Consider the following 20,083-nt stretch of genomic DNA (forward strand, 5'->3'; position numbering starts at 1 on the left):
CTTAATGCGAGAACGGGTAGAGTTTCCAGTACGCCTTGATCTGTCGCCAGCGATGGGCGAGCCCGTCGGGCTCGAACATCAGGAACGCGATGATGATCACCCCGATTGCGATCTCGCGCAGGAAGGTGATGTTGTTGTTGAGCGACAGCGCCTTGTCGATCGCGCCGCCCTTCAGCGCGACGCTGAGGAACTCCATCGTCTCGGGCAGCAGCACCACGAACGCGGTGCCCATCAGCGTGCCCATGATCGAACCGGTGCCGCCGATGATGATCATGGCGAGGAACAGGATCGAACGTTCGATGCCGAAACCCTCTTGCGATACCACGAGCTGGTAGTGCGCATAGAGCGCGCCGGCGATGCCGGCGAAGAACGCGGCAAGGCCGAACGACAGCGTGCGATACTTTGTGAGATTGATGCCCATGATCTCCGCGGAGAGATAATGGTCGCGGATTGCCACCAGCGCACGGCCATCGCGGGTACGCATCAGGTTGGTGACGAGGATGTAGCTCGCCAGCACATAGGCCAGCACAACGTAGAAATACTGCCTGTCGCCGCGCAGCGTGTATCCGAAGATCGAGAACGGACTTGCGCTCGCCGGCACCGAGCCGCCGGTGAACCACTCGGCGCGGGAGAAGAAGTCGAGCAGGATGTATTGCGCGGCCAGTGTCGCGATCACTAGGTAGAGCCCCTTCAGGCGCGCCGCCGGGATGCCGAAGATCAGCCCGATCAGCGCCGTGATGATGCCGGCAAGCGGGATCGCGAAGAAGACCGGGATCGGCGTGTTGTTGGAGATGTAGGCCGAGGTGAAAGCGCCGAGCAGGAAGAAGGCGGCATGGCCGATCGAGATCTGGCCGGTGAAGCCGACCAGGATGTTCAGCCCCAGCGCCGCGATCGAGAAGATGCCGATCTGGATCAGGATACTGAGCCAGTAACCGCTGAAGAACTGGGGCGCGAAGCACAGCAGCAGCACGCCGACGATCGCAAAATTGCGGCTGGTCGTGGTCGGAAAGATCGTGGTGTCGGCCGCATAGGAGGTGCGGAAGTCACCAGCAGGGATGAGGACAGGGCCGGCCATGGATCAGATCCGCTCGATGTCGTGGGTGCCGAACAGGCCGTAGGGCTTGATCATCAGCACGATGATGAGGACGTAGAACGGCGCGATCTCGTAGAGATTGCCCCAGTGAAGGTATTCGCTGTCGACATATTGCGCGATGTTCTCGAGCAGGCCGATGATGATGCCGCCGAGCACGGCGCCGCCGACGGAATCGAGTCCGCCGAGGATCGCCGCCGGAAACACCTTAATGCCGTAGCCGGCCAACCCGGACGAGACGCCGTTCACCACGGCAACAACGACGCCCGCGACCGCGGAAACCGTCGCTGAGATCGCCCACGCCATCGCGAACACGCTTTTCACGGAGATGCCGAGCGACTGTGCCACCTGCTGGTTAAACGCGGTGGCGCGCATCGCAAGTCCGTACTTCGAGGCGCGGAAGAACCAGGCCATGCCGATCATCATCGCGACCGAGACGACGAGGCTCATGACATAGACGGTTTGGATCTGGAGCCCGAGCAGGCTGACGGACTGGCTCTCGAACACACGCGGGAACGGCTGTGGATTGACACCGAATATCCATTTCAGCGTCGCCTGCAGCACGGTGGAGAGGCCGATCGTCACCATGATGACCGAGATGATGGGTTCGCCGATCATCGGTCGCAGGATCAGGACCTGCACCGCGATGCCGAACACGAACATGAACACCAGCGTCATCGGCATGCCGATCCAGAACGGCACCTGGTATTTCGCGAGCAAGGTCCAGCACACCCAGGCGCCGACAAGCAAGAGCTCGCCCTGCGCGAAATTGACGACCTGGCTAGCCTTGTAGATCAGCACAAAGGACATCGCGACCACGCCATAGAGCGTGCCGACCACGAGGCCGTTGACCAGGAGCTGGATGAGGAAGGCGGTGTTCATGAAGTGGTGCTCGCTGACAAATCCGGCGCGCTCTTCCCCTCTCCCCTTGTGGGAGAGGGTGGCTTGGCGAAGCGAAGACGGGTGAGGGGTTGTCTCAGCAGTAAGGGCGGGGAGAGAGGACCCCTCACCCGAGTGGGGTCTTGGCTAATAGCGGAGATGCCCTCTCCCGCAAGGGGAGAGGGCGCATCGACCCGCATCGCGCTCTCGGTTCGAAGTAGGCTCACTCCGCGGCCTCCGCCATGTGCCCGGGTCCGCCCAGGTCCACGACCCTCAGCGTTGTACGTACGCGCTGCGTGCTACCGTCCTGGAAGCGGATCACGGTGTCCACGGGGATGTCGGCCTGGCCGCGGTAGATCGCGTCGATGATGCCTTCGTACTTTTCGTTGATGACGCTGCGGCGCACTTTCCGCGTGCGGGTGAGTTCGCCGTCGTCGGCGTCGAGCTCCTTGTAGAGCAGCAGGAAACGGGAGATGCGCTGTGCCGGCGGCAGAGTCGCGTTGACGGTCTCGACTTCCTTCTTGAGTAGCGCATAAACCTCGGGCCGCGAGGCCAGGTCGCTGTAGGTCGTAAACGAGAGCCGGTTCTTCTCCGCCCATTTCGAGATGATGGAGTAGCGGATGCAGATCATTGCGGCGAGCGCGTCGCGGCCCGAGCCCAGCACCACGGCTTCGGCGATATAGGGGGAGAACTTCAGCTTGTTCTCGATGAATTGCGGCGAGAAGCGCTCGCCGCGCGAGGTCTCGGCGAGATCCTTGATGCGGTCGATGACCACGAGCTGACGGTTCGCGTTGAAATAGCCGGCGTCACCGGACAGCATCCAGCCGTCCTTGATGTCGGCTACGCTCGCCTCCGGGTTCTTGTAGTAGCCGAGGAACATGTTGGGATGCCGCACCACGATCTCGCCGACGCCGTGGACGTCGGCATTGTCGATGCGGATCTCGACGCTGTCGGCCATCGGCACGCCCGTCGTGTCGGGGTCGACCTTGCCAGCAGGATGCAGCGTGTAAGCCCCCAGCAGCTCGGTCTGGCCGTAGAGCGTGCGCAGCGGCACGCCCATGGCCTGGAAGAACTTGAAGGTCTCGGGCCCGAGTGCCGCGCCGCCGGTTGCGGCTGAACGCAGGCGGGTGAAGCCGAGACGGTCGCGCAATGCACGGAACAGGATCGCGTCGGCAAAGCCGGAACGCTCGCCCTGTTCGAGCGCGGCAAGCCCGCTCTTCATGCCGATGTCGAACAGGCGCTGCTTGAACGGGGTTGCGTCCATCACCCTGGCGCGGACATCGGCGGCGATCGATTCCCAAACGCGCGGTGCAAACAGGATAAACGTCGGCGCGATCTCGCGCAGATCGTTCATCATGGTCTCGGGCTCCTCGACGAAGTTGATCTTCATTCGGCACAAGAGGCCTTTGCCGAGTACATAGACCTGTTCCATGATCCAAGGCAGCGGCAGCACCGACACGTATTCGTCGTCCGGCCCTTTCGGGTCGAAAGCGAGATACGTGGCGCAATGGCCGAGCACGCGGCCGGCGGCGAGCATCGCGAGCTTTGGATGCGACGTGGTACCTGATGTCGTGCAGAGGATCGCGACGTCCTCGCCCTTGGTCGCGTCCACCAGCCGATCGTAAAGATCCGGTTCGCGCGTAGCCCGCGCCCGGCCGAGTTCGGCAAACGTCTCCGCCGACATCAAGCGCGGATCATCGTATTTCCGCATGCCGCGCGGATCGGAATAGATGATGTGCTTCAGCTTTGGGACGCGGTCGGCGAGGGTGAGCAGCTTGTCGACCTGCTCCTCGTCCTCAGCGAAAACGAGCTGCGCCTCGCCATAATTGAGGAGATAGGAGGCCTCTTCGTCGAGCACGTCGCGATAGAGCCCGAGGCTCAATCCGCCGACCGCGTGGGTCGCGATTTCCGCCGCGACCCAGTCCGGCCGGTTGTCGCCGATGATGCCTACGACGTCTTGGCGCCCAAGGCCCAGTTCGACGAGGCCGAGCGCGAAATCGCGCACCCGCGTCTGGTAGTCGTTCCAGGTGAACGGGCGCCATAGCCCGAGATCTTTTTCTCGGAGCGCGATCTCGTTCCCGTACTCCTTCGCATTCAGCCGAAGCATTTTGGGATAGGTGTTGGCCTGCGCGACACGGCCTGCGTAATCCATCATGCCGCGCTCTCCTGCGCCGGCGGAGCATCGTCAGGGTCGACCAGCACCTCGTCCTCTTCGCCAAGATAGGCGCGCCTGACGTGCGGATCGGCGAGCACGGCGGCCGGATCGCCCTCGGCGATCTTGCGGCCGAAATCCAGCACCATGACGCGGTGGGAGATGTCCATCACCACGCCCATGTCGTGCTCGATCATCACCACGGTCATGCCGAACTCTTCGTTGAGATCGACGATATAGCGGGCCATATCCTCCTTCTCCTCGAAGTTCATGCCGGCCATCGGCTCGTCGAGGAGAATGAGGCGCGGCTCCAGCGCCATGGCGCGGGCGAGCTCGACGCGCTTGCGCAAGCCGTAGGAGAGAGTGCCGGCCGGCGCCTTTCGCACCGACTGGAGATCGAGGAAATCGATGATTTCTTCCACCTTGCGGCGCTGCTCGAGCTCTTCCTTGCGCGCGCCGGTGAGCCAGTACAGCGAGCCCGTGAGAAAATTGTTCTTCAGGAGGTGATGGCGTCCGACCATGATGTTGTCGAGCACGCTCATGTGGTGGAACAGCGCCAGGTTCTGGAAGGTGCGGCCGATGCCGAGCGACGCGCGCGCGTTGGGCGTCAGGCCGGTGATGTCGCGGCCCTGGTAGAACAACTGGCCTTCGGTCGGCTTGTAGCGGCCGGAAATACAGTTCACGATCGAGGTCTTGCCGGCGCCGTTGGGGCCGATGATCGAGAACAGCTCGCCTTCCGTGATGGCGAAGCCGACATCGGTCAGCGCACGAACGCCGCCGAATCGCAAGGACACGCCGCGCACTTCAAGACTGGTAGCCACCAAACAGATCCCTCCCGGTGATGGCGCTTTCAGTGGCGCTCTTCGTCCGTTCTATCGGGCAATCCTAGTACGACCGTGCCGGTGAGGCCATGCAGCAGATGGTCTCGACCGGAGCCGCGCCGCTCTCGTTCCCGTTTGGGATCAAAAGCCGCATCGCCCGAGGTGGTCCTCAATAGGGGAAAGCGTTATTTTAAAATGTCTCCCGCCTGACAATTCTGCGACAAAGTTTTTGGATGGGGGGATCATCCATCTTTCGTTGGATGGTGTTCGAAACGGTCATGCTGCGTTGCAGCAGAACAGGAGTGACGAACGGTGCGGCTGGCTTCGGGATCATGATTTCAGAGGATCAACTGAAGCGCGTCGCTGCCTGGTCGCGCGAGCTCACGCAAGCGGAGATCGAGGTCGCTCGTACCGGGATCACGGAGCGGTCCTACGGCACTGGCGAGACCGTCTTCATGCGCGGCGATACGTTCGACTATTGGGCGGGCATGGTCTTCGGCCTTGCCCGGATGGGTGGGGTCTCGCGCGACGGCAAGGAGACGAGTCTTGCCGGGCTGACGGCAGGGGCCTGGTTCGGCGAGGGCAGCGTCCTCAAGAACGAGCCGCGCCGCTATGACGTGGTCGCGCTGCGCAACAGCCGCGTCGCGCTGATGGAACGCAGCGCCTTCATGTGGCTGTTCGAGAACAGCGTCGGCTTCAACCGCTTCCTGGTACGCCAGCTCAACGAGCGGCTCGGCCAGTTCATCGGCATGCTCGAGGTCAACCGCACGTTGGATGCCACTGCGCGGCTTGCCCGCAGCATTGCTTCGCTGTTCAATCCGATCCTCTATCCGGAATCCACCGCGCATCTGGAGATCACCCAGGAAGAGATCGGCGCGCTTTCCGGCATGTCCCGCCAGAATGCCAACCGCGCGCTGAACCGGCTGGAGAAAGAGGGCTTGCTCCGGTTGGAGTATGGTGGCGTGACTATTCTGGATATCGAACGGCTAAGGGGGTACGGGGAGGAGTGAAGCCGCGTTCGCGGCCGCAACTGCGAGCGCCGCAACCCACCGCTTGCTCTTCCGGCACGACGAGCCCATCCTTGCCGAGATCCTGGGCCATCTGACCGGGTCCAGCAGGCTGCGCCATCGCGGCGCCCGCGGAGTCTCGACCCATGAACTGCTCCTGTTGCGGTTCCGAGGTTCAGAGCGGCTTTGCCTTCTGCCCGAAATGCGGCACGAAGCAGCCGAACGCCTGCCCCGGCTGCGGCTATGCGTGCGCACCGGATTTCGCGTACTGCCCGAAATGCGGCGCTCTCGTCAGTGAAGACTCCAAGTCAGGCGGGCAGGCATCAATGCGGGCCAGCCGCGTGACAGTCCCGACCAGTGCGTCCTCGCCACCGCTGGCGCCGACGGCCGAAGCCCAATACGGGTTTCGATCGCAGCCGGACAAGATCGACAGCGAAGCCAACCGCCGCACCATTACCGTGCTGTTTGCCGACCTTAGCGGCTTCACCACGATGAGCGAGCGACTCGATCCTGAAGTCATGCAGGCGCTTCAGAACGAATTGTTCGAGGAGCTAACGGCGGCGGTGCAAAGCTTCGGCGGCTTCGTGGACAAATTCATCGGCGACGCGCTGCTTGCGCTATTCGGAGCGCCGGCCGCGCACGAAGACGACCCCGAGCGGGCCGTCCGCGCCGCGCTCGACATGATCGGCCGAACGGCGCAACTCAGCGAACGTGCAAAGGCGTATGCCGGGTCACCGCTCCTGCTTCATGTCGGCATCAACACCGGGCACGTGGTTGCTGGCGGACTGGGTGTTGGAGTTGCCAAATCCTACTCGGTCACGGGCGATACGGTGAATACGGCTCAACGATTGCAGTCGATGGCTTCCACGGGCGAGGTGCTGGTCGGGCCGCTGACCTACCGTCTTACGCGGCATGCATTCTCATATGAATCGCTTGGCGAGGTCTCGCTGAAGGGCAAGATGGGCAGCGTCCTGGTCCATCGCTTGAACGGACCGCTCGACACGCCCCGTGCGGCACGCGGCCTCGATACGCTGGGCCTGAGTGCGCCGGTGATTGGGCGCGACGCCGAGCTCGCCCGTCTAGTCGACAATCTTGATCTCGCGTGTGGCGGCGCGGCGCAGCTGGTGCGGCTGGTCGGTGAAGCCGGCATCGGCAAAACGCGTCTGGTGGACGAATTCGTTGCCCACGCCCGCGATGAGGACCGTTTCGCCGGCGTGGCGATCCGGCGCGCTGTCTGCTCGCCGCTGGGCGAACAGTCCTATGGCACCCTTGCCGCTGTGCTGCGCAGCGCCTACGGCATCGCGCAGAAGACGACCGTGGCGGAGGCCCAGGCCAAGCTGGCGACGGCACTGTCGGAGCTCGGCCTTGCGGTCGAAGAGGCCGATCGCCTGATGCCCCTTTATTTCCACGTTCTCGGCCTCGGCGATCGGGACGCCGCGCTGCAGCACGTCGAGCCCGAGCAGCTTCGGCGGCAGATATTCTTTGCGATTCGTACCGTGTTCGAACGGCGCCTGGTCCTGTCGCCGCTCCTGATCATTGTCGAGGATCTGCACTGGGCCGATGCCGTATCGCTTGAAGCGCTGCGGTTCCTGATGGACCGGCTGGAGCGTACGCGGCTGATGCTGTTGTTTACGCATCGGCCTATGCTGGAACTGGATCAGTTCGGCTCGGGGCGGATCAGCCATACAACCCTTCGATTGCTTCCGCTTGGTGATGCAGACGGACAAAAGCTGCTCGCGGCCTACTTCAGCCACGGTTGGAGTGAACCGCCGGGAAATCTGTTCAGTCGAATCCTGGAGCGCGCGGGCGGCAATCCACTCTTCTTTGAGGAAATCATCCGCGGTCTCATCGAAGCTGGCGCCTTGGAGCGTGACGGCTCACAGTGGCGGATCAAGTCAGATGAAGCCGCCGCCGATATACCGGCAAGCATTCAGGCCCTGTTACTGGCGCGCCTGGACCGGCTGCCGCATGAGGTGCGCCGCTTGGCCCAGGAGGCCGCGGTGATCGGCCCACGTTTCGATGCGGCTCTTCTCGGTGCGATGGCATCGCAGCGGACGAAGGTGGAAGCGGGGCTCGAACTTCTGTGCGATGCCGAGATTGTCGAGGAGGTCGCGGGCGCGAACTCGATCTCGCTGCGATCTTATCGCTTTACGCAAACCATGCTTCAGGACGTGATCTATCAAAACCTGCTCTTGCAGCGTCGGATCGAGCTCCATGGACGGATTGGTGCCGCGCTGGAGCGGCTCTATGGCAATGAGCCCGAGCGCCTCGAGGACCTCATACTGCTCGGACATCATTTCAGTCTGAGCGCGAGCAAGCCGAAAGGTGCGCGCTATCTGCGCGCGGCCGGCGATCGCGCCCGCGCGACCTACGCCAATGACGATGCCATCCGCTTCTACCAACAGGCTCTCGCCGTGTTGTTGGCCGGCGGGGAATGGGAGCCCGAACGCCTGATGCTCTGCGAGCGGATCGCGGAGCTGTGTGCCGCGGCCGGCCGGAGGATCACGGCTGAGGAGCACTACCAGAGTGCGCTGGAAGGTCATCGCAATGCGGAGGACCGCATCGGCGAAGCGCGAATTCTCCGCAAGCTTGGCCGATTGTTGTGGGACGCCGGCAAGCGGATCAAGGCAGAGGCGCATTATGCCGAGGCGGCCGAACGGCTGGGAGGGACCGACGCGCCCATCGAGTGGGCGCACCTCCTGCAAGAGCGCGGCCGTCTTTCGTTTCGCACGGGCGATCACGTGGCCGCCGCGAGATGGGCGGACGAGGCGCTTGGCTACGCCCGAAGCGTACCGGCGGACGCCGACAGGCAAGTCGGATTCGAGGCGGCGCGCGCCATTGCAGAGTCGCTCAACACCAAGGGGGTGGCACTGGCGCGGCTTGGCCGACACCAGGAGGCGGTGCGCGAGGTGGAGCAAAGTGTCGCAGCAGCCGAGGCCGCCGGGCTCCTCAACGTGGCCTGCCGCGGCTACACCAATCTCGGTGTGCTCTACACGATTGTCGACCCGGCGAAAGCCGTGGAGGTTTGCCGGCGCGGACTCGATGTCGCGTGTCGGATCGGCGATCTCGGGTTCCAGGCGCGCCTTCTTGCCAATTTTGCTGTTGCCTGTTGCACCTTCACGGACAAATGTACTGAGGAGGGGGTGCCCGCCGCCGAAAAGGCGATCGAAATCGACCGCGCGCTTGATCAGCGCGAGCATCTCTCCGTGCCGTTGATCGTGCTCGGGCAAATCCATCAATGCCATTTCCGGCCCGATCTGGCTGCTCGTTGCTACAATGAGGCAATCGAGGTGGCGAGCGAAACCGGCGAGCCGCAGCAGCTGTTTCCATGCTATGATGGTCTTGCGACGCTGAACCTTGATCGAGGCGACATGCCCGAGGCCGAGCGATATTTCGCGCTGGCACAGGACGTCTGCACGCGGCACGGGCTTGATCCCGCAGGGCTGATCGTACTGCCGTTTCTTGACTAGATCATGTGAAGGAGTGCCATCATGTCTGAACGTCACGTCGAGGGACCACTTCAACCGGGCGATCGTGCACCGAACGTCGTGCTGGACGCGATCACACGCGACGGAAAGATCGCGCTCGAAGACTTTCGCGGACAAAGCCCGATATTGGTGGGCCTGTATCGGGGGCTGCATTGCCCGTTCTGCCGCCGCCATATCGCGGCACAGGCGCAACTTGATGCCGCCTTGCACGAGAAAGGCGTCGAAAGTCTCACGGTGGTCAACACCCCGATCGAGCGCGCGCGACTCTATTTCCGTTACCATCCGTTGCCCAACCTGCTCGCTGCGTCCGATCCCGAGCGGCTCTCGCACCGCGCGTTCGGCCTGCCCAATCTCGAGTTCACGGAGAACGAGACCGAGTGGCCGCACAAGGTCGGCATGAACGTGGTCATGAGCATGCAAGTCGACATGCCCGGCGAATTGCCCGGCCCGATGAACCGGCCCGCGGCCGCGGAGTACCTCAATAACAAGGACGGCTATGAGATAACGGAAGCCGATCAGCGCATGGCGGCAACCGGCCAGGGCCAGCTCTTCGGGCAGTTTCTGCTCGACCGCGAGGGGGTTGTGCGCTGGAGCTTTACCGAGGTGCCCGAAGGCGGCCATCGCATGTTTGCCGCGCCGAGCCCGCAGGAGCTGATGTCGGCCGCCTCGCAGATGGCAAGCTAGGCACCGCGTCAGGCGATCATTCCGCCACCTTCGGCCGCTTGTCCACCAATGCTGCCGCCATCGCCGAGATCAGCGGGCGCATGAAATAGTGGTCTTCCACCGGCGAGACGTCCGTGCGCAAACCATGCGCGGTGAGCTCGCCCGAGACCGCCGGTCCTACCGACGCGATCAGCGTCCGCTCGAGGCCCGCGCGCAGCTTCGCCTCGCTGCCGTGGGCTCTCGCAGCTTCGATCAGCCGTCGGACCTGGCCGAGATTGGTCAGCGCGATGGAATCGATCCGCCCTTCGGCCATGTCATCAATGGCGGCGACGATGTTGGCGTCCGCCGCCTTGGTGTCATAGGCATAAGGCAGCACGGTATCGACTTCGGCAGTTTGCGCCGACAGCGCACCGGTCAGCGCGCTGTGATCCTTGTCGGGATAGAGCTGGAGGCCGAGGCGGTGCCCCTTCAAATCGAGCTTGCCGAGCATCTCGATCACGCCCTCGGTGGTCGGCTTTTCCGTGGTCTGCTGCGCCTCGAGCCCGACTTCGCGCAGTGCCTTGCCGGGCTTCGGGCCGCGGGTGAATTTTCGCGATCGGGCGAGGGAAGCAACCAAGGTTTGGTCGAGACCACGGGTTCGCGCGAGCTTCATGATCCGCCGCAGGCCTTCGCCGGTCATCAGCACGAGATCGTCGAAGGGCTTGTCGATGGCGCGGCGGATCCAGGCCTCGACCGGGGCGGGGTCCGGTGCATCCTGGATGGTGAACATCGGGCATTGCACGACCTCGGCGCCTTGCTCGGCCAGCAGCTTCGAAAACTGCGCCTCCTCGCGCGTTTCCAGGATCAGGATGCGGGTGCCGTTCAAGCGGTCGGCCATGAGCCTACTCCGGTCAGTCAAAGCAATCGTACGTTCATCCTGACTCCACCGTCGGGATTGGCGCAAGGTGGGGTCGGTGATAGAGCAGGGCGCAAATCGCGGGGCGTTCCGCAGCCGCTGCCCAAACCTTCATCAAGGCCGATGCCAGATCATCAATATGTCCTGACCCTGTCCTGTCCGGATCGTCCCGGCATCGTCTCGGCGGTGTCGACCTTCCTGGCGAATTCCGGACAGAACATTCTCGACGCCCAACAGTTCGACGACATCGAGACCCACAAGTTCTTCATGCGGGTGGTGTTCACCGCTGCCGATCTCGCCGTGGAGCTGTCGGCGCTCCAGACTGGCTTTGCCGCGATCGCCGAGCGCTTCGGCATGGAATGGCAGATGCGCGATCGGGCTGCGCATCGCAAAGTGATGCTGCTGGTGTCGAAGTCCGATCACTGCCTGGTCGACATCCTCTATCGCTGGCGCACCGGCGAGCTGCCGATGACTTTGGCCGCAATCGTCTCCAATCATCCGCGCGAGGTCTATGACGGGCTCGATTTCGGCGGGGTTCCGTTCCACTATCTGCCTGTTACGAAAGAGACCAAGCGCGAGCAGGAAGCGCAGATCCTCGATCTCGTCGCCAGGACCGGGACGGATCTCGTCGTGCTCGCCCGCTATATGCAGATATTGTCCGACGATCTCTCGGCAAATCTGTCGGGACGCTGTATCAACATCCACCACTCGTTCCTGCCGGGTTTCAAGGGCGCAAAACCCTATCACCAGGCCCATGAGCGTGGCGTCAAGCTTATCGGCGCCACCGCGCACTATGTCACGCGCGACCTCGACGAGGGCCCGATCATCGACCAGGACGTCGAGCGCATCAGCCATCGCGACACGCCTGAGGATCTCGTCCGAAAGGGCCGCGACATCGAGCGCCGCGTGCTGGCGCGCGCGATCCGCTACCATCTCAACGACCGCGTCATCCTCAATGGCCGCAAGACCGTGGTGTTCGTGGATTGATTTCCTTCACTCTCGCCGCAAGCGGCGAGGGGGCGCGACTACCGCACCGCGCTGCCGGACGCCGAGCCCGTTGCGCCCTTCTGCGCCTGCTCTTCCTTCTCGCGATCCGCTGCCGGCATCAGTCGCCTGCGCTCGCGCTCCTTCATGTAGGCATCGTATTGCGGCGTGCCCGCCCGCGGCGGGGCGTCCGCCGGCAAGCCGCCGGCCCATTGCGGGACGTAGTCGCCCATGCCGGAGGAGAGCTTTTCGTTGACTGTGCCGCAGCCGGACAGGCCCGCGGAGAGCGCGAGGAGGATCAGGAGGGAACAAGAGGATCTGGTCATTGTAGGGAGGCGAGGTCAGTCGTGTTGGACGCCAGGTCAGGCTGTCGCCCGGAGAGTAGTCTTCAACAAGGTAAAAGAGACTTATTCGAGGTGGGTAATTGGATACCGGATTGTGCCGGCGCCAAGCCTTGCTATGTTCAAATTCTGCAAACAAAAGACGAAATCCTCCATCCACGCGACTGGCAGCGTTTCTAGACTGCGGCAAGGGGCTCGCGACAAAGTGGCTTGGTCGGAGAGGGGGGCTTTCTCGTTGACAGGTCCATTTTGTTTGTACAATCGTACAAAAGATAGCGATCGCAGTCACGATCCCGGGGTTACCCAGATGTGACCCGATATCGCTTCTGCCGTCGGCAATCGGAACGCTCGGCTTGCGCCGAATGGTCGCCAAACGTCCGATTGACAATAAGGGCGCGAAAGACGCCATGTTGCGCGCGGCATCACGCGTGCGTGAGCTAAAACTAAAGCCAAGGATCGGGCACTCGGTCCGGCGCACAAGAGATCAGGAATGAAGGGGAGGGACATCTGATGTTCGAACGGAAACAACTGTCTCGTAGGACTATTTGGGCCGCAGCAGCTACCGCCATCGCAGGCCTTGCGACCTTCGCTCCGGCCAAGGCCGAGGACAGTGTCAAGGTCGGCCTGATCCTGCCGATGACCGGCGGTCAGGCTTCGACCGGCAAGCAAATCGAGAACGCGATCAAGCTCTACATGCAGCAGAAGGGCGACACCGTCGCCGGGAAGAAAATCGAGATCATCCTCAAGGACGATGCTGCGATTCCCGACAAGACCAAGACCGCCGCGCAGGAGCTGATTGTCAACGACAAGGTCCATTTCATCGCCGGGTTCGGCGTGACGCCGGCCGCGCTCGCGGCGGCGCCCCTGGCCACGCAAGCCAAGATCCCGGAAGTCGTGATGGCGGCGGGCACCTCCATCATCACCGAGCGCTCGCCCTATATCGTACGCACGAGCTTCACGCTGGCGCAGTCCTCCACCATCATCGCCGACTGGGCGGTGAAAAACGGCATCAAGAAGGTGGCGACGCTGACCTCGGACTACGCGCCGGGTAATGACGCGCTCAACTTCTTTAAGCAGAACTTCACCGCGGGTGGCGGCGAAGTGGTCGAAGAGGTTAAAACGCCGCTTGCAAATCCTGATTTCGCACCGTTCCTCCAGCGTATGAAGGATGCCAAGCCTGACGCGATCTTCGTGTTCGTGCCGGCTGGCCAGGGCGGTAACTTCATGAAGCAGTATGCCGAACGCGGGCTCGACAAGGCCGGCATCAAGGTGATCGGACCGGGCGACGTGACGGACGACGACCTCCTCAACAACATGGGCGACGCCGTGCTGGGCACGGTCACCGCGCACCTCTATTCGGCGGCGCATCCCTCGCAGATGAACAAGGATTTCGTCGCGGCCTACAAGAAGGCCTACGGAAACCGGCCGGGATTCATGGCGGTGAGCGGCTATGACGGCATTCACCTGATCTACGAAGCGTTGAAGAAGACCAATGGCGACACCGACGGCACCAAGCTCGTCGAAGCCATGAAAGGCCAGAAGTGGGAGAGCCCGCGCGGCCCGATCTCGATCGACCCCGAGACCCGCGACATCGTGCAGAACATCTACATCCGGAAGGTCGAGAAGGTCGACGGCGAGCTCTACAACGTCGAGTTCGCGACCTTCGAAGCCGTCAAGGATCTCGGCAAGACCAAGAAGTGACGCACGAAAGTGCGTCATCTCGGCGCGCGCATTAGCGCGCATCGGGGATCTCGCCCTCCACTCTCGTCATGCCCGGGCTTGACCCCGGCATCCACGCGAGAGCCGAGCCAAGAACGTGGATGACCGGGACAAGCCCGGCCATGACGATAACGCCAAGCTGAGACGATGACCTCAATCCTCACCAACCTGTTCGATGGCGTTGCCTACGGCATGCTGCTGTTCGTGCTGGCTTGCGGGCTCGCAGTCACGCTCGGCTTGATGAACTTCGTCAACCTCGCCCATGGCGCCTTCGCCATGGCCGGTGGCTATGTCTGCATGGTGCTGGTCAACCGGATGGGCTGGCCATTCTTCGCGGCATTGCCGCTTGCATTCGTCTCCTCCGCTGCGATCGGCATCGTGCTCGAGCGCACGTTGTACCGACACCTCTATGCGCGCAGCCATCTCGACCAGGTGCTGTTCACGATCGGCCTCACGTTCATGTCGGTCGCGGCCGTCGACTACATCCAGGGCTCGTCGCGGGTCTTCATCAACCTGCCGGCGGCGCTCCAGGGTCAGTTCGACCTGTTCGGCGTTGGCATCGGCCGCTACCGATTGATGATCATCGTGATCTGCGGGCTGCTCACCATCGGTCTCCAAATGGTGCTGGCCAAGACGCGGTTCGGCAGCCGCCTGCGCGCCGCGGTCGACGATCCCCGCGCCGCGAGCGGCCTCGGCATCAACGTGCCGCAGGTGTTCGCCTTCACATTTGCTTTTGGCTGCGGCCTGGCCGGTCTCGGCGGCGCGCTGAGCGCCGAGATCCTCGGCCTCGACCCGTACTTTCCGCTGAAGTTCATGATCTACTTCCTGATCGTGGTCACCGTCGGCGGCTCGTCCTCCATCACCGGCCCGTTTCTGGCCTCGCTGCTGCTCGGCATCGGCGACGTTGCCGGCAAATATTACGTGCCGAAGATGGGACCTTTCGTGATCTACACCATGATGATCGTGATCCTGATCTGGCGCCCGAACGGTCTGTTCGGCCGCACGGCCGCGCGTTGAGTTCGCCGATGAGCGCCTCCTCCGACGTCGGCTATCACGCCCAGCGCCAGGCACGCTGGCACTATGGCGAGGCCGCTTTCTGGCTGATCGTGCTGGCCTGCGGCTTCGTATTTCCCTCGCGCTACTTGATCATGACGGATATCCTGCGGCTCGCGCTGTTTGCGATGTCGCTCGATCTGATCCTCGGCTACGCGGGCATCGTCTCGCTCGGCCATGCCGCCTTCTTCGGCGTCGGCGCGTACGCGGCGGGGCTTCTTGCGCTGCACGGGATCATCAACGAGCCCGTGCTTGCGCTTGTCGTCGCCGGCGTTGTCGCGATGGTGCTCGGCTTCGCTACCAGTTTCCTCGTGATCCGCGGCGTCGATCTGACGCGACTGATGGTGACGCTCGGCATCGCCTTGCTGCTTGAGGCATTGGCGGAACGCTTCTCCAACATCACCGGCGGCACCGACGGTCTGCAGGGTATCGAGATGCAGCCGATCTTCGGTGAGATTCCGTTCGACATGTTCGGCAAGACCGGCTTCTTCTATTCGCTCACCGTTCTGTTCCTGTTGTTCCTGTTCGCCCGCCGGGTCGTGCATTCCCCGTTCGGGCTGTCATTGCGCGCGATCAAGAACAATCCGCTGCGCGCGGCCGCGATCGGCATCCCCGTCAACCGCCGCTTGATTGCGATCTACACGCTCGCGGCGTTCTATGCCGGCATCGCAGGCGCGCTGTTCACCCAGACTACCGCGATCGCCTCGCTCGATGTGTTCGCCTTCGAGCGCTCGGCGGACCTGATGCTTGTGCTCGTGATCGGCGGCACCGGCTATCTCTACGGCGGGCTGATTGGCGCGGTGCTGTTTCGCATGCTGCAGGAATTGTTCTCGACCATCACTCCGCAATACTGGCAGTTCTGGATCGGCCTCGTGCTGGTCGTGATCGTCCTGGTCGGCCGCCAGCGCCTGCATCGCTGGATGCTGTATGTGCCCAATCTGGTCATCAGGCAGATAGCGGGGCGCAAGGCCGTCGTCGCCGTGCCGGAGAGCGACGCATGACCATCGTGCTCGAAACCCAGAATCTCGAAAAGCAGTTCGGCGGTCTGCGCGTCACCCGCGACTTGTCGCTAAAAATCGAACAAGGCGCCCGCCACGCGCTGATCGGCCCCAACGGCGCCGGCAAGACCACGGTGATCAACCAGCTCACCGGCGTGCTCAAGCCGAACTCGGGCCGCATCCTGCTCGAAGGCCAGGACGTCACGGATCTGCCCGTGCACAAGCGCGTGTTGCGCGGCCTGTCGCGCACCTTCCAGATCAACCAGCTCTATCCCGACCTGACTCCGCTCGAGACCATCGGTCTCGCTGTCTCCGAGCGCCTCGGCCATGGCGGCGACTGGTGGCGGCGGATGGGCACGCGCAGCGACGTCAACGGCGAGATCGCCGACCTCCTGACGCGCTTCCACCTGCTCGACGTCATGAACGAACAGACGGTGACGCTGCCTTACGGCAAGCAGCGCCTGCTCGAGATCGCGGTCGCGATCGCCGCCAAGCCGCGCGTGCTGCTGCTGGACGAGCCCGCCGCCGGCGTGCCCGAGAGCGAGCGCCACGACATTCTCGCCGTCGTCGGCAGCCTGCCGCGCGACGTTACCGTGCTACTGATCGAGCACGACATGGACCTCGTGTTCTCCTTCGCCGACCGCATCTCTGTCCTGGTCTCCGGCGCGCTGCTCACCGAAGGCCCGCCCGAGCAGGTCGCGCGCGACCCGCAGGTCAAGGCGGTCTATCTCGGCGAGGAGGCGGTCAATGTCTGACCTGCTCGCGATCGACTCGCTTCGCGCCGGCTACGGCGAGGCCGTGGTGCTGCCGAACATGTCGCTGCGTCTCGCCGAAGGCCAGGTGCTGGCGCTGTTGGGGCGCAACGGTACCGGCAAGACCACGCTGATCAACTCGATCGTCGGCGTCACCCGTCGCTTCTCCGGAACTGTCAGGCTCGCCGGTACCGACGTCACGACCTTGCGGCCCGACCAACGGGCGCGCTCCGGGATCGGCTGGGTGCCGCAGGAGCGCAACATCTTCCGCTCGCTCACGGTGGAGGAGAATATGTCCGCAGTGGCCCAGCCCGGTCCCTGGACCGTCGAGAGGGTCTACGAGATGTTCCCCCGGCTGAAGGAGCGGCGGAGCAATTTTGGCAACCAGCTCTCCGGCGGTGAGCAGCAGATGCTGGCGATCGGCCGCGCGCTGACCCTCAATCCGAAAGTGCTTCTCCTGGACGAGCCGACCGAGGGCCTTGCCCCCATCATCGTCGAGGAGCTCTTGAAAGCGATTGGGACCATCACGCGGGCGGGCGGCATCTGCTCGATTATCGTCGAGCAAAATGCCCAAAAGATTCTGGGGCTGGCCGACCGTGTTGTGATATTGGAGCGCGGAACGATCGTCCACGACGCCCCGAGCGCCGCGCTGAAGGCCGACCCGTCGGTCCTCGAGCGCCACCTCGGCGTTGCAGGGGCGGCGGCCCACTAAAAAAAACTGGGAGTAAGAAATGCAGCGAACCAAAGCCCCCTTCCGCGCCGACGAGGTCGGCAGCCTCTTGCGTCCCGCCAAGATCAAGGAAGCCCGCGCCAGGCTGGAGAAGGGCGAGATCTTGGCCGACGATCTGCGCAAGATCGAGGATTTGGAGATCGAGAAGGTCGTGCATAAGCAGGCTTCGCTCGGCCTGAAGCTCGCAACCGACGGCGAATTCCGCCGCTCCTGGTGGCATTTCGACTTCCTGGCCAAGCTCACCGGCTGTGAAATGTTTCACCCCGACACCGGCATCCAGTTTGCGGGCGTCGAGACCCGGCACGACGCGGTGCGCGTGATCGGCAAGCTCGGTTTCCCCGATGACCACCCGATGCTGGATCACTTCCGCTTCCTGAAGAAGGTTGCCGACCAGGCTCACGTCACCGCCAAAATGACGATCCCGTCGCCGGCGGTGCTGCACTTCCGTGGCGGCCGCAAGGCGATCTCCAAGGACGTCTATCCCGATCTCGATGCCTTCTACGAAGACCTCGGCAAGACCTACCGCAAGGCCGTGAAGGCGTTCTACGACGCCGGCTGCCGCTATCTCCAGTTCGACGACACCGTGTGGGCCTATCTCTGCTCGCCGGACGAATTGCAGAAGGCGCGCGAGCGGGGCGACAATCCCGAGGGTCTCCAGCAGATCTATGCGCGCGTCATCAACTACGCGCTGGCCGAGAAGCCCGCCGACATGGTGGTGACGACGCATGTCTGCCGCGGAAATTTCCGTTCGACCTGGATTTCTTCAGGCGGCTACGAGCCGGTTGCCGAGACCATGCTCGCCGGCACCAATTACGACGGCTATTTCCTCGAATACGACAGCGACCGCGCCGGTGGTTTCGAGCCGCTGCGCTTCCTGCCCAAGGGCAACAAGGTCGTCGTGGTCGGCGTCATCACCTCGAAGTTCGGTGAGCTCGAGAACAAGGACGCGATCAAGCGGCGTCTCGAGGAAGCCGCCAAGTTCGCCCCGCTGGAGCAGCTCGCGCTCTCCCCGCAATGCGGCTTTGCCTCAACCGAGGAAGGCAACATCCTCTCGGAGGAGGAGCAGTGGGCCAAGCTCAGCCTCGCGGTCGAGATTGCGAAGGAAGTGTGGGGGCAGTGATCGGGTGCAGCCGCGTCTTTGCGTAAGCGAGACGCGTTGTGTCAAAGCTGCTCGATCCGCGACATCAGAGCGGGGCCGGACTTGTCCGCCCCGCTTATTTTTTGCGTCGAAGGGTACTGCGGATCAGGCGCTGCGCCGGCGCCTCGAACCAGCGATAGGTAAGGTGCGAGGCCACGAGTGTCGGCAGCACGAAGGCCACCCAGAACAGATGGTCGCCGTAGGGAATCGGTCGCTGCATGGCCACGCAGGCGAGTGCGATGGCGAGCTGAATCGGGAAGTGCAGAAGATAGCAGGAATAGGTCATATTGCCGGCCATCTCGAGTAGTGCCTGGACCCGCCGCGGCAAGGTGAGTTGGCCGGAACAGCAGAAGGATCGGTGTATAGATCAGCAGCAGCGGTCCGGCGGCTGGGGCGAGCTCGATGCCCGCCAGCCAGATCGCCGCCGGGACTGCGATGGCGGCGAACGCGGCCGTTGCTTCCAATGTCCGCCGATGCCCGGAATCGACGACGGCCTGCCGGGCCATGGCGGCAAGTCCGCCTGCATAGAAGAAGGCGAGGCTGGTCCCGACCTGCGTTCCGATCGTGATCGAGGCAAGGATCACGACCAAATTGAACAGCGGCGATGCCGTTACAAAGCGCAACGCCATGAAAAAGGTCGCATAGTCCATAATCTCGACTGAGACCGACCAGATGGGCCCGTTGAAGCTTTCGCTGCGCGGCGGCAGCCAGTCGCTCGCCATGAAGAGCTGTGCGAGGAAGTGCGGGAGATCGTTGTTCGGATAGACGAAGTAGACTCCATGCTGGGCGAAATAGACCGGTTGCAGCACCGCGACCAGCAGCAACGTTGCGATATGGAGCGGATAGAGGCGCAACAGCCGGTTCACGAAGAAGCTTCGGCCGTCGACCGTGCGATCGGCGATAATGGTGCGATACTTCCAGAAGAATATGAAGCCCGAGACGCACCAGAAGAACCAGACGCCGTACTCGCCGGCCTCATAGAAAGGGAACAGAACGCGGTAGAACGGCAGCTCGCTTCTGGTGAGCTTGACGGCGGGCTCGGCGACAAGGGCAAAGTGCTGATAGTGCCATAACAGCACGGCGAGGGTCGCAAGGAAGCGTAGGCCCTCCAATCCCAGGAGCTTCCGGGCCTCCGGCAGTGGCAATGTTTTCGGCATGATGAATACGGCCTTCGGCTACCTCGGCCGCATCATTGATCCCAGCATCTCGTGGAGATCGTAGGTCATGACCGCGAGCAAGGCTGCGAGTGCGAGATAGGCGCCGCCATATTCGAGCTTGGTCTGGAGCGGGACACCGTAATAGGCGACGTTCTCGGGTGCATGCGGATCATATCGCCACGCGCCGAGGAGCTGCGGGGCGGAGCGCCTTGTGAG

17 protein-coding genes are annotated in these 20,083 nt (G+C 63.1%); 10 read left to right on the top strand and 7 right to left on the bottom strand.

Going from position 1 to position 20,083, the window contains the following annotated elements:
* Position 1: 1 nt before the first annotated feature.
* From ACIPUD_RS30375 to ACIPUD_RS30390, 4 genes are all read right to left on the bottom strand, one after another.
* A complete protein-coding gene (locus ACIPUD_RS30375) occupies positions 2–1,075 on the bottom strand; it encodes a branched-chain amino acid ABC transporter permease (protein WP_085348728.1) in 1,074 nt (357 codons plus the stop codon).
* 3 nt (positions 1,076–1,078) lie between these two features.
* Positions 1,079–1,972, bottom strand: a complete 894-nt coding sequence (locus ACIPUD_RS30380) for a branched-chain amino acid ABC transporter permease (RefSeq protein WP_204511807.1) — start codon at positions 1,970–1,972, stop codon at positions 1,079–1,081.
* A 220-nt stretch (positions 1,973–2,192) separates the two neighbouring features.
* Complete coding sequence (locus ACIPUD_RS30385) at positions 2,193–4,124, bottom strand: long-chain fatty acid--CoA ligase (protein WP_247392424.1); 1,932 nt, start codon at positions 4,122–4,124, stop codon at positions 2,193–2,195.
* Positions 4,121–4,942 carry an ABC transporter ATP-binding protein gene (locus ACIPUD_RS30390; RefSeq protein ID WP_446482140.1) on the bottom strand — a complete coding sequence of 274 codons (822 nt, stop codon included), beginning with the start codon at positions 4,940–4,942 and terminating at the stop codon, positions 4,121–4,123. Before ACIPUD_RS30390 ends, ACIPUD_RS30385 begins: the two co-directional genes overlap by 4 nt.
* Before the next feature lie 332 nt (positions 4,943–5,274).
* Between ACIPUD_RS30390 and ACIPUD_RS30395 the strand changes: the two genes are divergently transcribed.
* From ACIPUD_RS30395 to ACIPUD_RS30405, 3 genes are all read left to right on the top strand, one after another.
* Positions 5,275–5,952, top strand: coding sequence for a Crp/Fnr family transcriptional regulator (locus ACIPUD_RS30395; RefSeq protein ID WP_026233339.1), 678 nt, complete (start codon positions 5,275–5,277; stop codon positions 5,950–5,952).
* A 143-nt stretch (positions 5,953–6,095) separates the two neighbouring features.
* Positions 6,096–9,419, top strand: coding sequence for an adenylate/guanylate cyclase domain-containing protein (locus tag ACIPUD_RS30400; RefSeq protein ID WP_446482141.1), 3,324 nt, complete (start codon positions 6,096–6,098; stop codon positions 9,417–9,419).
* Positions 9,420–9,440: 21 nt separating this feature from the next.
* A complete protein-coding gene (locus ACIPUD_RS30405; RefSeq protein ID WP_085359998.1) occupies positions 9,441–10,121 on the top strand; it encodes a redoxin domain-containing protein in 681 nt (226 codons plus the stop codon).
* 16 nt (positions 10,122–10,137) lie between these two features.
* On the opposite strand, the gene ACIPUD_RS30410 is transcribed toward ACIPUD_RS30405, so the two are convergent.
* Positions 10,138–10,977: a uroporphyrinogen-III synthase gene (locus ACIPUD_RS30410; protein ID WP_446482142.1), complete on the bottom strand. Its 840-nt coding sequence runs from the start codon at positions 10,975–10,977 to the stop codon at positions 10,138–10,140.
* A gap of 141 nt (positions 10,978–11,118) precedes the next feature.
* Here ACIPUD_RS30410 and purU point away from each other — a divergent pair, with 141 nt between their 5' ends.
* On the top strand, positions 11,119–11,982 hold the full coding sequence (gene purU, locus ACIPUD_RS30415) for a formyltetrahydrofolate deformylase (protein ID WP_446482143.1): 864 nt from the start codon (positions 11,119–11,121) through the stop codon (positions 11,980–11,982).
* A gap of 38 nt (positions 11,983–12,020) precedes the next feature.
* Here the strand turns inward: purU and ACIPUD_RS30420 are convergent, their stop codons facing one another.
* Positions 12,021–12,305, bottom strand: coding sequence for a hypothetical protein (locus tag ACIPUD_RS30420; protein WP_446482144.1), 285 nt, complete (start codon positions 12,303–12,305; stop codon positions 12,021–12,023).
* Between the two features lie 525 nt (positions 12,306–12,830).
* Between ACIPUD_RS30420 and ACIPUD_RS30425 the strand changes: the two genes are divergently transcribed.
* The 6 genes from ACIPUD_RS30425 (at position 12,831) to ACIPUD_RS30450 (ending at position 18,692) form a co-directional block, all read left to right on the top strand.
* Positions 12,831–14,021 (top strand): ABC transporter substrate-binding protein, encoded by a 1,191-nt coding sequence (locus tag ACIPUD_RS30425; RefSeq protein ID WP_446482145.1) that lies wholly within the window; start codon positions 12,831–12,833, stop codon positions 14,019–14,021.
* Between the two features lie 165 nt (positions 14,022–14,186).
* A complete protein-coding gene (locus ACIPUD_RS30430; RefSeq protein ID WP_007601971.1) occupies positions 14,187–15,056 on the top strand; it encodes a branched-chain amino acid ABC transporter permease in 870 nt (289 codons plus the stop codon).
* A gap of 8 nt (positions 15,057–15,064) precedes the next feature.
* Positions 15,065–16,093 (top strand): branched-chain amino acid ABC transporter permease, encoded by a 1,029-nt coding sequence (locus ACIPUD_RS30435; protein ID WP_085348722.1) that lies wholly within the window; start codon positions 15,065–15,067, stop codon positions 16,091–16,093.
* A complete protein-coding gene (locus tag ACIPUD_RS30440; protein ID WP_085394522.1) occupies positions 16,090–16,845 on the top strand; it encodes an ABC transporter ATP-binding protein in 756 nt (251 codons plus the stop codon). The genes ACIPUD_RS30435 and ACIPUD_RS30440 overlap by 4 nt, the downstream gene beginning before the upstream one ends.
* Positions 16,838–17,554 (top strand): ABC transporter ATP-binding protein, encoded by a 717-nt coding sequence (locus ACIPUD_RS30445; RefSeq protein WP_247361668.1) that lies wholly within the window; start codon positions 16,838–16,840, stop codon positions 17,552–17,554. Before ACIPUD_RS30440 ends, ACIPUD_RS30445 begins: the two co-directional genes overlap by 8 nt.
* Before the next feature lie 19 nt (positions 17,555–17,573).
* Positions 17,574–18,692: a cobalamin-independent methionine synthase II family protein gene (locus ACIPUD_RS30450; protein ID WP_446482146.1), complete on the top strand. Its 1,119-nt coding sequence runs from the start codon at positions 17,574–17,576 to the stop codon at positions 18,690–18,692.
* A 41-nt stretch (positions 18,693–18,733) separates the two neighbouring features.
* On the opposite strand, the gene ACIPUD_RS30455 is transcribed toward ACIPUD_RS30450, so the two are convergent.
* A complete protein-coding gene (locus ACIPUD_RS30455) occupies positions 18,734–19,867 on the bottom strand; it encodes an acyltransferase family protein (RefSeq protein WP_446482147.1) in 1,134 nt (377 codons plus the stop codon).
* Between the last annotated feature and the right edge of the window lie 216 nt (positions 19,868–20,083).

This window comes from Bradyrhizobium sp. CAR08 (genome assembly GCF_052871955.1).